The organism is Actinomadura vinacea (assembly GCF_039532545.1).
Lineage (GTDB): Bacteria > Actinomycetota > Actinomycetes > Streptosporangiales > Streptosporangiaceae > Spirillospora > Spirillospora vinacea.
On the sequence record NZ_BAAARW010000003.1, the window covers coordinates 39,119 to 51,983 of the forward strand.

The following is a 12,865-nucleotide window of genomic DNA, read 5'->3' on the forward strand; positions in this document are numbered from 1 at the left end:
CCGCTGCCGTTCCCCTTCTCTCCTAGGAGTCGGTATGACCCCTGAATTGGCTCAGGCCCTGGTCGGCGCGCTCGTGCTGGCCGGGCTGTACGCCGCGGTCGGCGTCGGATTCGTCATCCTGTACAAGGCGACCGGAGTCCTCAACTTCGCGCAGGGCGGCCTGATGCTGCTCGGCGCACTGATCTTCTACAGCGTCACGACCGGGCTCGGCGTCCCCTGGGCGGCCGCCATCCCGCTGACGCTGCTGGCGCTCACCGCGATCGGCGCGCTCACCTACGGCCTGCTGTTCCGCAGGCTCGTCGGCGCCGCCGAGTTCTCGCTGGTCATCGCCACGCTCGGGCTGAACGTGGTGCTCGTCGTCATCGTCCTGATGATCTGGGGGCCGAGCACCCGGACGATGCCGGAGCCGCTGTCGCGGTCCCCGTGGTTCTCCCTCGGACCGGTGTCGTTCTCCCGGCTGGACGTCTTCCTCATCCTGTTCGCGCTCGCGACCGTGATCGTCTTCGACCAGCTGATCCGGCGCAGCCGCGTCGGGGTGAAGATGCGCGCGGTCGCGGACGGGCCCCTGCTGGCCGCCCTGACGAAGATCAGCGTGCATCGGATGTCGGCGATCGCGTGGGGCGTGGCGGCGCTGTGCGCCGGGGTCGCCGGGATCGTCCAGGCGATGCGGCTGTCCATCGACCCGACCGGGATCCAGGCGCTCGGCCTGACCGCGTTCCCCGCGGTGCTGCTCGGCGGCCTCGACTCCATCCGGGGCGTGGTGCTGGGCGGGGTCGTGCTGGCCGTCGTGCAGACCGGGGCCACCTACCTGATCGGGGGCGCCTGGTCGGACGTGCTCGCCTACGCCGTCCTGCTCGCCGTGCTGCTGGTGCGGCCGCAGGGATTCTTCGGGAGCCAGAAGGTGGTGCGGCTATGACCGCGGTGGACACGACGGCCGGCGGCGGGTTCCGCGGACGCGTCCGGCTCGGCGGGCGCGGCAGGGCGATCCTGCGGTGGGTGATCGGCGGCATCGCGCTGGTCGCGTTCGCCGCGACCGCGAACGACTTCCTGCTCCTGGTCGGCGGCACCGTGCTCATCTACGCGATGAGCGCCGTCGGGCTGAACTGGCTGATGGGCGAGGCCGGGCTGGTGTCGCTGGGCAACGCCGCCCTGATGGCGACCGGTGCCTACACCACGGCCGTCCTCGGCGACCTGCCCTTCCCGGTGCCGCTGCTGGTCAGCGGGGCGGTCGGCGCCGCGACGGGCTTCCTCGTCGCGATCCCCGCGCTGCGGCTGCGCGGCATCTACCTCGCGCTGGCCACGCTGGCCCTGCAGTACTTCGTCGCGTTCGCCGGCGACCGGTACCAGACCGCGACCGGCGGCGCGTCCGGGCTGCAGGTGCGGCCGCCGAGCGTCGGCGGGTACGAGCTCGACCTCGGCGGCCCGCTGATCGTCGTGCTCGGCGGGTGCCTCGGCCTGACGATCCTGGTCGTGCGCGGGCTGTCGCGGCACGCGCCGGGACGGATGTGGAACGTCATCCGGGAGAGCGAGCTGGCGGCCGGCGCGATCGGCGTCAACGTGGTCCGGTGGAAGATCAGCGCCTTCGTCGGCAGCTCGATCGTCGTCTCGGTCGCCGGGTCGCTGCTGGCCTACCACGCGCAGCTGGTCTCGTCCGACATGTTCTCGCTCGACTTCGCGATCTCGTTCATCGTGATGCTGATCATCGGCGGGCTGGGCACGGTCTCCGGCGCCGTGCTGGGCGCGGCGGTCGTGGTCGTGCTGCCGTACCTGCTGTCCTCGCTGCCCGGCGCGCTGCCGTCCACCGGGGCGGGCGAGTGGCTGAGCGAGAACATCCACTACATCAACAACGGCCTCTACGGCGTCCTGGTGCTCGGCTTCCTGCTGTACCGGCCGGAGGGCATCGCGCCCACGGTGCGCGGGGCGTTCCGCCGCCGTGACCGCGACCGCGACCGCGGCCGGACGCCGGCGGACGAGCCGCGGCCCGAACGCCCGCGCGTCCGCGAGAACGACGGGCGACGACCCGCCGCGCTGGAGATCCGGGACCTGCACGTCACCTACTCCACCGGTGCCCGCGCGGTCGACGGGCTGGACGTGCTCGTCCGGCCCGGCGAGATCGTGGCGGTGTACGGCCGCAACGGGGCGGGCAAGAGCAGCACCCTGCGCGCGGTGACCGGCTTCCTCGCCTGGGAGCAGACGCGCGTGCGCGGGGAGATCTCGGTGTGCGGCACCCCGGTCACCACGCTCCCGCCGGAGAAGACCGCGGCGGCCGGTGCCGTCCTGGTGCCCGAGCGGGACAAGGTGTTCCCCAGCCTCACCGTCGGCGAGCACCTCGCGCTCGCCGATCCGGACGGTGCCGCCCAGCTGCTGGAGCGGCCGTACTTCGCGGGGCTGAGCGAGCGGCTCGACCAGCAGGCCGGGCTGCTCAGCGGCGGTGAACGGCAACTGCTGGCGCTGTCGGTCGCCGCCCTGCTGCGTCCCGATCTGCTGCTGGTCGACGAGTTCTCGCTCGGCCTCGCCCCCGCGATGATCCAGCGGATCGGCGACGTCATCCGGGAACTGCGCGACGAGCAGGGCATGAGCGTGCTGCTGGTGGAGCAGAACGCGGCGGCGGCGCTGCGGCTCGCCGACCACGTCTACCTCATGGAGGCCGGCCGGATCGTCGCCGCCGGGCCGCCGTCCGAGATGGCCGATCACGAACTGCTGAGCGGGGTGCCGGGCAATGTCTGACGAGATCGCGCTGAGCGTGCGCGACGCGGTGCTGCGCTTCGGCGGGATCACCGCGGTGGACGGGGTGGGCTTCGACGTCGAGCGCGGCGAGACGTTCGGGATCATCGGGCCGAACGGCGCGGGCAAGACCGCGCTGCTGAACTGCGTGTCCGGCGTGTACCGGCTGGACGGCGGGACGATCTCGCTGTTCGGGACGCGCGTGGACGGCCTCGCCCCGCACCGCGTCTCGGCCCTGGGCCTGGCCCGGACGTTCCAGAACACCGAGCACTTCAAGCGGTTCACGCTGCTGGACTACGTCCTGCTCGGGGCCGTCCACCGCGGCCGCGCGTCGGCGCTGTGGTCGGTGCTGGCGTGGCCGGTGATGGAACGTGCCGAGCGGCGTGAACGGGCCGCGGCCCGCGAGGTCCTGGACCTGCTCGGGCTGGCCCCGCTCGCCATGGAGGAACTCGCCGAGCTGCCCTACGGCGTGCAGAAACGGGCCGACATCGCGCGTGCCCTCGCCGCGCGTCCCCAGGTGCTGCTGCTGGACGAGCCGACCTCGGGCACCACGACCGGGGAACGGGCCGACGTCGCGGACGCGATCGACCAGGTGTGCGCCGCCGGCGTCACGACCGTGCTGGTCGACCACGACGTCGACTTCGTCTCCCGGCGCTGCGGCCGCACGCTCGTGCTCGCCCACGGGACACCGCTCGGCGTGGGCACTCCGGCGGAGATGCTGGCCCGGCCGGACGTCGTCGAGGCGTTCCTCGGGGTGCCGTCCGCGTGAGCCGCTCAGCCCCAGTCGACGATGTCGTCCAGCCTGGCCGGATACCGCAGCTCGCAGTACTGCTGGTAGAACTCCATGTGCTGGCGCATGAGCCATTCCGCCTCGCGCCGGTCGTGCGCGACGATCGCGCGGGCGACCGTGTCGTGGGCGGCGGCGATGCTCGGGCGCTGGTCGGGCGGGAACAGCACGGCGGTGACCCGGACCGACCAGATGTGGCGGAACGCGTTGGCCGACAGCGCCAGCACCGGGTCGCCCGCCGCCTGCGACACGGCGGCGTGGAACTCCGAGTGGGAGTTGGCGTAGGTCGTGTCGTCGCTCTGCGAGTTGAGCTGGCCGGCTTCGAGGGCGGCGGTGACGAGCCGCCCGGCCTCGGGGCCGGGACGCGCGGCGGCGAGCCCGGCGAGGAGCGACTCGACGTTGACCCGCGCCTGCAGCAGCTCCCGGTAGGTGGTGCCCATCGCCTGCAGGTGCAGGGTGGTCATCTGCCCGTAGTCGCTGGTGCTCGGGGTGGCCACCACCGGACCGCCGCCGGGGCCGGTCTTGATGGTGACCAGCCCGTTGATCTCCAGGATGCGCAGCGCCTCGCGCACCGACGCGCGCCCGACCCCGAACGCCTCGGCCATCACGGCCTCGGACTCCAGGAACGTGCCGGGGGCGAGCCGACGCTCGCCGATGTCGCGCAGGATGCGGCGCGCGATGCGCTCGGAGGTCTTCTCCGTACGGCGCGGCTCGTGCCGGAGGAGCGGTTCGCCTGCCTTGCTCACCGTTTCTCATCCATCCGTCGTCGCTATTTGTTGCAACTATACCGATAAATTGGGGAACTACGTGACCACCACACCCACCGGGGAGTTCGACGGGCGGGTCGCCATCGTGACCGGAGGAACGCGGGGGATCGGCCACGCGATCGCCGTGCGGCTCGCCGCCGGAGGCGCCGCCGTCGTCGTCAACGGCCGCGACGCGGACGCGGTCGAGCGCGCCGCCGCTGAGCTCCGCGCTTCCGGAGCCCGCGCCGCCGGCGTTCCCGGCAGCGTATTCGACGAGGACGTCCCGCGGCGGCTGGTCGACACGGCCGTCGCGGAATTCGGCGTCCCGGACGCGCTGATCAACAACGCCGGCACCAGCGCGCACTACGGCCCCCTGCTCAAGGCCGGCCGGGCCGCGTTCGAGAAGACGATGCTGGCCAACACCTGGCCCGCGCTCGCGCTGGTCCAGGCCGCGGCGGAGGCGGGCATGGGACCCGGCGCCGTGGTCAACATCACCACCACCGGGGCCCATCGCGTCCACCCGGTGGCCGGCCCCTACACGGCGAGCAAGGCGGCCCTGGAAATGCTCACCGCGACCCTGGCCAGGGAACTGGGGCCGCGAGGCATCCGGGTCAACGCGGTCGCGCCGGGACTCGTCCGCACCGACATGGCACGCGTGCTGTGGGAGGGGCAGCGCGGGCTCGCCGAGCAACAGCTCGTACCGCTCCAACGGCTCGGCGAGCCGGCGGACATCGCGGAGGCGGCCTGCTTCCTGCTCAGCGCCCGCGCGGACTGGATCACGGGCGCGACCCTCTGCGTCGACGGCGGCCGCATGCAGGTCGGCGGCGAGCCCGCGGACCTGATCGGGGTGTTCGCATGACCCGCCTGGCCGACGCGATCCGCGCCGAGATCGGCGACGCGGAGCTCTCCGAGCTGACCCCGATGGCCGGCGGACGGTCCGGAGTCACACTGGCGGGCCGGCTCACCCGCGACGGCGTGACGCGGGAGATCGTGGTCAAGGCCAAGCCCCCCGGCCGTCCCGCCACCGGCAGGCACGACGTCCTGCGCCAGGCCGACGCCCTCGACCTACTGGCCACGGTGCCCGGCGTGCCCTCCCCGCGGGTGCTGGCCCGAGTCAATGGCGAGGAGGTCTGCTTCGTGATGGAACGCAGCCGCGGTTCCGTCACCGAGCCCATCCTCGACGACGACGACCGGCCGCCGCCGGACATCGTGCGGGAACGAGCTTTGCGGTCCGCCGGGATCCTCGCCGCGCTGCACCGGTTCGATACCGCGCCCCTCCGCGAGCCGATCTCTGACCTGGCCGACGAGGTCGGCCGCTGGTCCGGCACGGCGAAGTCGGCCGGGATGGCGCCCGGCATCGATCGCCTGGCCGAGTCGCTGGCCGCGTCGGTACCGGCCGTGGACGGCCCGCCGGTGCTGGTGCACGGTGACTTCCGGCTGGGCAACCTCGTCTTCGACGGGGCCGAGCCGACCGGCCTCATCGACTGGGAGATCTGGGGGCTGAGCCGGCCCGGGGTCGACCTGGGCTGGTTCCTTGTCTTCTGCGACGCCTCGGCCTTCCCCGGGGTGGGCCGCCCGGTCGATGGCCTGCCCAGCGCGGACGAACTCGTCGAGGCCTACCGCCAGGCCGGCGGCGACGTGCCGGACGACCTCGCCTGGTACGAGGCGTTCGGCCGCTTCAAGATGGCCGCCATCATGGCGCACAACCTCCACCGCCACCGTGCGGGCCGCCATGTGGACCCGTACCAGGAACGCCTCCCGCCGACGATCGCGCGGCTCGTCGAGTCGGGCGCCGAAATGCTGAAACGATGAGCCCGTTGAATGCGGGGTCGGTGTCGCTCGGCCTGTCGCTGCCGCCGGGATACGCGCGGGACGCGGTCGCCCAACTCAAGCGCACCGCGCGGCTCGCGATCGACGCGGGCTTCGACGGCGTGACGCTCAGCGAGCACCACGGCGGGTTCCCCGGGTACCCGCCGACGCCCATGCTGCTGAGCGCGCTGCTGCTGGAGCATCTCCCCGCAGGCTGGGCGATCCCGTGCCCCACGATCCTGCCGCTGCGGCCACCGGCTCTCGTGGCCGAGGAACTGGCCTGGCTCGCCGCCGCGCACCCGGGACGCGTCGGGGCCGGATTCGTCCCGGGCTATCAGGAGCGGGACTTCGCCGTGGCGGCGGCGGACTTCGCCACCCGGCGAAGCCGGCATTGGACGGCGCTCGCCGAGGTCACCGCCGCCCTGCGGGGCGAGAACGGACTGCGGGACGATCCCGCCGTGGCCCAGTGCGCGCCGTCGGGTTTGCCCATCGTCACCGGGGTGGCGGGGCAGGTCGGCGCCCGCCGTGCCGCCGAGGCGGGCGCGGGCCTGCTGCTCATGTCGCTGACGCCCGCCGCGGATCTCGCGCCGCTCGTCCAGGCGCACCGCGACGCGGGCGGCGGCGGGCCGCTGGTGCTGATCCGCCGGGTCGGTTCCGTCGACGGCATGGTGGAGCGCTGGCGCAGCCGCGGGTCCGGTTCGTGGCTGGCGGCCGAGCCCGCTGCGATCGTCTCGGGCCCGCCCGAAGAATGGGCCGACACCCTCGCCGCCGACCTCCGCGAAAGCGGGGCGACCGCGCTGAACGTGCGTCTCGACGGCGCCGCCGCCGAGACGCACACCCGAATCGAACGGTTCGCAGCCCAAGTGCTACCTGAACTCAGGAGCGGCATCGCCTCACCGGCCAGGTAGCGCGCTCGCGCGGTACCTGGGGTTACCCCGAGACAGGCCCTAGGCTGTGTTTCAAAGTCCCGGCCTACGGCGCTCGCCTAGCGGCTCGCCCCTAACCGGGCCTTGGCGAGCGCGACATCGCTTCGCGATCTGGCCGGTGAGGCTCGCCTCCGGCGTCACCTCGCCGGCCAGGTAGCGCGCTCGCGCGGTACCTGGGGTTACCCCGAGACAGGCCCTAGGTTCCTGCGGGGGCCATGGTCGGCACGAATGTGTAGCCCCAGATCGTCGTCTTGGTGCAGGTCGTGTGCACTGCGTGGATGGTGCCCGGGTGCGAGGAATCGATGCCCACGCACATTTCGTTCCGACGGGTCTGGGCGGACTGCAGGTTGTAGAGGGGCGTCGGCTGGGACGTCCCCTGCTGTGCTGTGGTTTGGGCCTGTGGCTTGGTTCTCTCCAGGTTGAAGCGTTGCCACTTGTTTCCGCTGTCGCAGACGCTCAGGTGCAGGCGGGCGCCGTCGTTGGGGGTGTCTAGCGTGAGGCACCAAAGCTGGTCTTTGTTCGTACGGGCCTGGACGACATAGGTGCCGTTGGAATGGGTTTCAAGCCGGATGCGCTGCAGTCGGTCCTCGTCGTCGCACTTGTCCTGGGAAAGCGTCGGCGCGAACTGGTCGTCGGGAAGGATCGTCAGGCAGTTCCCGGCAGACACGGCGGTTTCGGGTTGGACGAAGTACCAGCCGGTGGTCGGCGGGGCGGAGGCGGACAGTTCGCCGCTGTGCTTGTTCTCGTTCTTGCCGGAGTCGTCGTCGAGCGCGGTGAACATGGCCACCCCGATGACCGCCACGGTGATGAACGCCGGCGCGGCCACCAGCGGGGAGAGTGAACGGCGCGTTCGCTTTGCGGAGGACTTCCGATGCCGGGGGCGGCGCCGTTTCGCCTGCTCCTCTGGTTGCGTCTTGTCCGGCGGCGGGGGCACGGTCGGCTCCGAGGCGGCGGCAGGCTTCGCCGGTGGGCGGGGCTCGGAATCCGGTGACGGTGAGGCGACCCTCGTATGCACACGCAGCCATTCGGCCTGAATCTCGGGCACGCATCCGCAGGCGCTGATGAACGCCGACACCAGGTCAGGACTTGGAAGAGTGCCGCCGTCCAGCATTCCGGCGAGCCCGTCCGGAGGGAGCGCGTGGATGTTCGCCGTCCGGGCCTCAAGCTCCTCAAGGCTCAGTCCGGACCAGTGCTGAAGCTGCCGCATCAGGGCGACGAACTCGGCGGGGGTGCGGACGTCGTCCGGCTGCGGGACGGCCCTGCGAGTCGGCACTCTCGGCCCTTCTTGAGTGGAAATGTCGTTTATCGTGGGCATCGTAGCGACCTCCACTAAAGATTTGGCTAGGGTTTCCTTCGCAGAAACCCGCGCCGACCGGTTCCGGGCCGACGGAACGAACTCGCGGAGGGGCACCCCGATGGCCGACCTCACCGACCACGCCTCCGGGTCTTTGCGCAGGTCCGTCCAATCCCGGATCAGCACGACGTTCGTGCTGCTCATCCAGGTGCGGGTGCTGGTCGTGGGGGTGACCGTTCTGGTCGACCGCCAGGTCCGCGGCAACTTCTGGGCGCTGGGCGTGCTGGCCTTGGTCGCGCTTCTCTCCGGGCTGATGCTGCTCGGCTGGGAACAGGTGGTCTCGCGGCTGTACGCGCAGCCCGCTCTGCTGGCCTGCGACGTGCTGGTCGGCTACGCGGTGCTCGAAGCCGGCGGGATCATCGGCCCGTACTTCCTGGTCACGGTGATCGCCGCCGGTCTGGCGGGTCTGCTCTACCGTTGGCCGACGACCGCGGTGCTCTGCCTTCAGCAGGCCGTTCTGTACTACGTCGCGCTCTTCCAGGGCGGTGCGGACGACATACGGAGCAGCGCCGCCCTCCCGCTGCTGCTCGCGATGCCCGCGTTCTACGGGATAGGCGCCCTGGTCGGGGCCGTGATCCGGCGGCTGTTCGACGAGCAGGCCGCGGCCGAGGAAGCGCTCTGGCGCTCGGAGGCGCTGGCCATGGCCGCCGACGAACGTTCCCGCCTGGCCCGGGAGATGCACGACTCGCTGACCGGAACGCTGTCCGGCATCGCGCTGACGGCGACCAGCCTCCCCGCGTTCGTGCGGAAGTCGCCGGACCGAGCGGAGAAGGAGGCCCAGCGCATCGCCGCCGCCGCGCAGATCGCCACCCGGCAGGCGCGTTCGCTCATCGGCGAACTGCGCGCGGACGCCGTGCAGCGCCCTCTCCACGTCGTGGTCCGCGAACTGGCCGCGGAGTGGGGCCGGACGACCGGCGTCCGGGTGCACGACCGAGTCCAGAACGGTGCCGACCTGCCGCTGCACCCCCGGCACGAGACCGTGGCGATCATCAAGGAGGCGCTGGAGAACGTCCACAGGCACGCCGGGGCCTCGGCCGTGGAGGTCGCCGTGACCGACGGTCCGGACGGCCTGCGGGTGGTCGTCCGGGACGACGGCCTCGGCCTCCCCGGACGCCCCGGCCGGAACGGCTGGCTGGACGCGCTCGCCGACGACGGCCACTACGGCCTCCTCGGCATGCACGAACGAGCCCGGCGGGCGGGAGGAGAGCTCACCGTGGACTCGACCCCGGGCGGCGGCACCGGCATCACCGTCCGGTTCCCCCGCGCGACCAGGACCGCCGTGCCGATGGACCGGAGGAGCCGATGAACGTGGACGCACCGTGCCGGGTGCTGGTGGTGGACGACAATCCGTTCATCCGCTCCGGGCTCACGCTGGCGCTCGAGGCGAGCGAGGAGATCGAGGTCGTGGGGGAGGCGGGCGACGGCCGCCGGGCCGTGGAGCTGGCGCGGGAACTGGTCCCGGACGTGATCCTGCTGGACGTCCGCATGCCGAACGTCGACGGAATCGCCGCCGCGGCCGTGCTGAGCGAGATCGGCCGGGTCATCATGCTCACCCAGGTCGATGACCCCGAGGTGGTGCTGGCGGCCGTCCGGAACGGGGCGGTGGGCTATCTGGTGCACAACACCTTCACCCCCGGGGAACTGGCCGCGGCGGTCGTGGAGACCGTCCGGCAACGGGCTCACCCCCTTTCCCAGGCGGCGTCGGCGGCCCTGATCGACGCCGCTCGGACGGACCGGGCCACCGCGCCGGCCGCGGTCGACCCGGCCGAACAGCGGAAACGCTTCGGGCTCTCGGAACGCGAGGCCGAGGTCATGGACCTCATCGCGCAGGGACATCCGAACTCGACGATCGCGGCCAAACTATTTCTCACCGAGAAGACCGTCAAGAATTACATCAACCGGCTCTATGCCAAACTCGGCGCCCCCAACCGTTCCACAGCCATCGTGACCTGGCTCGGAATGCCGCCGCGGGGCTGACCGGCTCCGTCGAATTGAGGTCCCCCCGTCCCGTTCCCAGGGCTCTAGGGCCCTAGGGCCCCGGTGCGCGCCCCGAGTAGATTTTCGCCGAATTAGTCGAGTGCGGAACGGCCGGAGTCCGCGGCCGGCGCAATTCGTTCGGTTCGGAGGTTGTAGCGTGCCTTTTTCTTTCCGAAGACGGGCCGTCGTGGTGGCGGTCACCGCGGTGACCGTCGGAGTCTCGGCGTTCGCCGCCCTGCACGAGAGCTCGGCCGACGTCGGTTACGCCGGCGCGAGGACCGACGCCCAGCGGCTGCCGGCCCCCGGCAAAACCAAGAAGCCCGGCAAGCCGACCGCGGCGCAGCGCCACGGGTGGGGGCGTCCCCTGGCGGCAGACGAGTTCAACGGCACCCTCGACACGAAGGCCTGGGAGGTTTACGACGGCGCTGGACACGCCGGGAAGGGGCGGCGCAGTCCGAGCGCGGTGACCGTTCGCGACGGGGCGCTGCGAATCACCGGCAGGACCGACGGGACCACCGGCGGGCTCGGCTGGCGCCGCGGCAGCCGGATGCTGGGCCGCTGGGAGGCACGGCTGAGGATCAACCGCTCCTGCGCCTGCTACAACGCCAACATGCTGCTGTGGCCCGTCGGCGGCGGGGGCGGCACCGCGCCTGAGGGCGGTGGCGGCGAGATCGACTACATGGAGACCTACGGCGACAACGGTCTCCGGAAGGGCGCGAACTTCTTCCTCCACTACGACCAGCGGGAAGGGTCGACGCAGAAGGGGCGGGAAGGCAACTCGGGCCGCATCTCCGACCGAGTGGAGGTCGACCTCACCACCTGGCACTCGTTCGCGGTCGAGTGGACCGAGAAGGAGATCAACGGGTACGTGGACGGCCGCCGCTGGTTCCACACCTCCAGGCGGGACGTGCGGCCGCCAGGTCCGATGGGCCAGGCGATCCAGCTCGACTGGATGCCCGAGCTGGCGGGGAAGAGCGCGCCCGGCATCCGCCGCAGGGCAGCGGTCCTCGAAGTCGACTGGATCCGGATGTACGGCGCCTGAACGACCCGGTGAACGCGGCCTCCGGGAGGCCGCGTTCACCGGTGCCTCAGCGAATGATCTGCCACATTCCCTCGGCGTCGCGGCGCAGCACGAACTTCGATTGCAGCGACGACTCCGTCAGGTGCCCGTCGGTCCAACGCAGTCCCGAGAACGGCAGGACGGCCTCGCCGTCGGTGATCTTGCCGCCGGTGACCATGACCTGGCCGAGCGCCTGCCTTTCCTTCGGCCTGAGGAAATGCGGGGTGTTCTTCACACCCTTGCGGCAGTCGCCCTTCAGAGCCGGGCTGTTCACGAAGTCGCTGTCCTTCACTACATACCGGCACACCGAACTGTCGCCCGCGGCCTGCCCCTGGAGGAACCCCTTCAGCGCGGCGCGCGCCCCCGGAAGACCAGGCGCGGCTCCCGGATCCGACTGGGCCGTCCCCGGCGGCGTGGTCGTCGGCGCGGGCCGTCTCAAGGACGGCTGCGTGTAGACCTCGCCGTCCTTCGACCCGCCGCAGGACGTGGCGGCCAGCATTCCGATGAGGAGAAGGCCGGCTGTTTTCCGATGAGCCATCGAACGCCTCCCTGGAACCCGGATCAGCCGGATGATCATACCGTGCCATATCAAATTCTCGCAATGGATTCCAGAATGGCCATCTGGCCTCGTCCGATGGCGGCATTGGGGCCCCCTTCGCAACCCCTAGGGCCCTTCGGCCCTGGCCGCGGATTCTCCGCCATTTCTATCCTTCTGGCCATTGGGTGCAACATGGAACACAGAAAGGCGGAGGGCAATGAACCGGAAGGTAGCGGTCGTCGCCGCATCCGGAGTCGTGGGCACCGCCGCGGCGGTCGGACTGGCGGTCCTGCCGGGTTCGGGCGGGCAGCAGGCGGCGGGCCGCGTTTCGAACACCAAGGCCGCCGGCCTTCCCTGCAAGGCGGAGCGGTTCGTGAAGAACGGCAGGTTCGTCGGAACCCAGAAGACCTGGCCGAACGAGGGCGCCTGGCGCGTGTCGGGCTGGGGTCCGGACAGCACGCTGGAGATCAGGAAGATAGTCCAGATCAGCAACAGCGTCAGCGCCACGTTCGGCTTCACACATAGGGACATCAGCGCCGCGGTCGGCTTCGACGTGACCAAGACCGAAGCCACCGAACTCGCCCATACCGCGAGCCTGAAGAAGAAGGCCCACTACACGCTGCGCGCGGGTGCGGTCTACAAGCTGTACAAGTTCGACATCTACGAAGATGACGGCCATATCGACGAGGCCCTGGGGCGGTGTGTTCCGAACGGCCGGCCGCTGCGCATGACCACGGGCACCGCCAAGAAGTTCTGGACGCTCGACTACCGGCTGACCAAGGGCCGCAAGGCCTGACAGCCGCTCGCCGACTCGTGGGGAGTGAACGCGGGGGCGACTCCCCCAACGATCACTGAGCGCATGGGCCACCTCCGAAGCCCGGGGGTGGCCCTCGGTCGGACCATGCGCAGCAGCGCGGCGCAGAACCGGCTGACCTCGGACACCA

13 protein-coding genes are annotated in these 12,865 nt (G+C 71.3%); 10 read left to right on the top strand and 3 right to left on the bottom strand.

All coding sequences use genetic code 11. The features are described 5' to 3' along the window. The first annotated feature begins 34 nt into the window (after positions 1-34). Genes ABD340_RS04655 through ABD340_RS04665 form a run of 3 tightly spaced genes read left to right on the top strand, consistent with a single transcriptional unit; the run spans position 35 to position 3,493 of the window. Positions 35-916 (top strand): branched-chain amino acid ABC transporter permease, encoded by an 882-nt coding sequence (locus ABD340_RS04655; protein ID WP_344587185.1) that lies wholly within the window; start codon positions 35-37, stop codon positions 914-916. Beyond that, entirely contained in the window at positions 913-2,727 is a 1,815-nt protein-coding gene (locus tag ABD340_RS04660; RefSeq protein ID WP_344587186.1) for an ABC transporter permease subunit, read from the top strand. The genes ABD340_RS04655 and ABD340_RS04660 overlap by 4 nt, the downstream gene beginning before the upstream one ends. Beyond that, positions 2,720-3,493 (top strand): ABC transporter ATP-binding protein, encoded by a 774-nt coding sequence (locus ABD340_RS04665; RefSeq protein WP_344587187.1) that lies wholly within the window; start codon positions 2,720-2,722, stop codon positions 3,491-3,493. Before ABD340_RS04660 ends, ABD340_RS04665 begins: the two co-directional genes overlap by 8 nt. Before the next feature lie 5 nt (positions 3,494-3,498). On the opposite strand, the gene ABD340_RS04670 is transcribed toward ABD340_RS04665, so the two are convergent. Next, positions 3,499-4,257, bottom strand: coding sequence for a FadR/GntR family transcriptional regulator (locus tag ABD340_RS04670; RefSeq protein WP_344587188.1), 759 nt, complete (start codon positions 4,255-4,257; stop codon positions 3,499-3,501). 61 nt (positions 4,258-4,318) lie between these two features. On the opposite strand from ABD340_RS04670, the gene ABD340_RS04675 reads away from it, so the two are divergent. From ABD340_RS04675 to ABD340_RS04685, 3 genes are read left to right on the top strand one after another with little or no spacing between them, the layout of a single operon-like run. Continuing rightward, positions 4,319-5,116 (top strand): SDR family oxidoreductase, encoded by a 798-nt coding sequence (locus ABD340_RS04675; RefSeq protein ID WP_344587189.1) that lies wholly within the window; start codon positions 4,319-4,321, stop codon positions 5,114-5,116. Continuing rightward, a complete protein-coding gene (locus tag ABD340_RS04680; protein ID WP_344587190.1) occupies positions 5,113-6,069 on the top strand; it encodes a phosphotransferase family protein in 957 nt (318 codons plus the stop codon). Before ABD340_RS04675 ends, ABD340_RS04680 begins: the two co-directional genes overlap by 4 nt. Beyond that, complete coding sequence (locus tag ABD340_RS04685) at positions 6,066-6,974, top strand: LLM class flavin-dependent oxidoreductase (RefSeq protein ID WP_344587191.1); 909 nt, start codon at positions 6,066-6,068, stop codon at positions 6,972-6,974. Before ABD340_RS04680 ends, ABD340_RS04685 begins: the two co-directional genes overlap by 4 nt. Before the next feature lie 214 nt (positions 6,975-7,188). Here the strand turns inward: ABD340_RS04685 and ABD340_RS04690 are convergent, their stop codons facing one another. Continuing rightward, the gene (locus ABD340_RS04690) at positions 7,189-8,307 is read right to left on the bottom strand and encodes an RICIN domain-containing protein (protein ID WP_344587192.1); all 1,119 of its coding nucleotides are present in this window, start codon (positions 8,305-8,307) and stop codon (positions 7,189-7,191) included. A gap of 100 nt (positions 8,308-8,407) precedes the next feature. On the opposite strand from ABD340_RS04690, the gene ABD340_RS04695 reads away from it, so the two are divergent. The 3 genes from ABD340_RS04695 to ABD340_RS04705 all read left to right on the top strand — a co-directional run bounded on the left by ABD340_RS04695 (position 8,408) and on the right by ABD340_RS04705 (position 11,365). Continuing rightward, complete coding sequence (locus tag ABD340_RS04695) at positions 8,408-9,652, top strand: sensor histidine kinase (RefSeq protein ID WP_344587193.1); 1,245 nt, start codon at positions 8,408-8,410, stop codon at positions 9,650-9,652. Continuing rightward, a complete protein-coding gene (locus tag ABD340_RS04700; protein WP_344587194.1) occupies positions 9,649-10,323 on the top strand; it encodes a response regulator in 675 nt (224 codons plus the stop codon). The genes ABD340_RS04695 and ABD340_RS04700 overlap by 4 nt, the downstream gene beginning before the upstream one ends. A gap of 157 nt (positions 10,324-10,480) precedes the next feature. After that, positions 10,481-11,365, top strand: coding sequence for a glycoside hydrolase family 16 protein (locus tag ABD340_RS04705; protein ID WP_344587195.1), 885 nt, complete (start codon positions 10,481-10,483; stop codon positions 11,363-11,365). Positions 11,366-11,411: 46 nt separating this feature from the next. Here the strand turns inward: ABD340_RS04705 and ABD340_RS04710 are convergent, their stop codons facing one another. Then, positions 11,412-11,921: a hypothetical protein gene (locus ABD340_RS04710; protein ID WP_344587196.1), complete on the bottom strand. Its 510-nt coding sequence runs from the start codon at positions 11,919-11,921 to the stop codon at positions 11,412-11,414. A 256-nt stretch (positions 11,922-12,177) separates the two neighbouring features. On the opposite strand from ABD340_RS04710, the gene ABD340_RS04715 reads away from it, so the two are divergent. Then, on the top strand, positions 12,178-12,717 hold the full coding sequence (locus ABD340_RS04715) for a hypothetical protein (RefSeq protein ID WP_344587197.1): 540 nt from the start codon (positions 12,178-12,180) through the stop codon (positions 12,715-12,717). Positions 12,718-12,865 lie beyond the last annotated feature (148 nt).

Excerpts from the sequence above, each read along its gene's own strand:
- ABD340_RS04655 (WP_344587185.1), top strand. The coding sequence starts at position 35 with ATGACCCCTGAATTGGCTCAGGCCCTGGTCGGCGCGCTCGTGCTGGCC.
- ABD340_RS04660 (WP_344587186.1), top strand. The coding sequence starts at position 913 with ATGACCGCGGTGGACACGACGGCCGGCGGCGGGTTCCGCGGACGCGTC.
- ABD340_RS04665 (WP_344587187.1), top strand. The coding sequence starts at position 2,720 with ATGTCTGACGAGATCGCGCTGAGCGTGCGCGACGCGGTGCTGCGCTTC.
- ABD340_RS04680 (WP_344587190.1), top strand. The coding sequence starts at position 5,113 with ATGACCCGCCTGGCCGACGCGATCCGCGCCGAGATCGGCGACGCGGAG.
- ABD340_RS04685 (WP_344587191.1), top strand. The coding sequence starts at position 6,066 with ATGAGCCCGTTGAATGCGGGGTCGGTGTCGCTCGGCCTGTCGCTGCCG.
- ABD340_RS04690 (WP_344587192.1), bottom strand. The coding sequence starts at position 8,307 with ATGCCCACGATAAACGACATTTCCACTCAAGAAGGGCCGAGAGTGCCG.
- ABD340_RS04695 (WP_344587193.1), top strand. The coding sequence starts at position 8,408 with ATGGCCGACCTCACCGACCACGCCTCCGGGTCTTTGCGCAGGTCCGTC.
- ABD340_RS04700 (WP_344587194.1), top strand. The coding sequence starts at position 9,649 with ATGAACGTGGACGCACCGTGCCGGGTGCTGGTGGTGGACGACAATCCG.
- ABD340_RS04710 (WP_344587196.1), bottom strand. The coding sequence starts at position 11,921 with ATGGCTCATCGGAAAACAGCCGGCCTTCTCCTCATCGGAATGCTGGCC.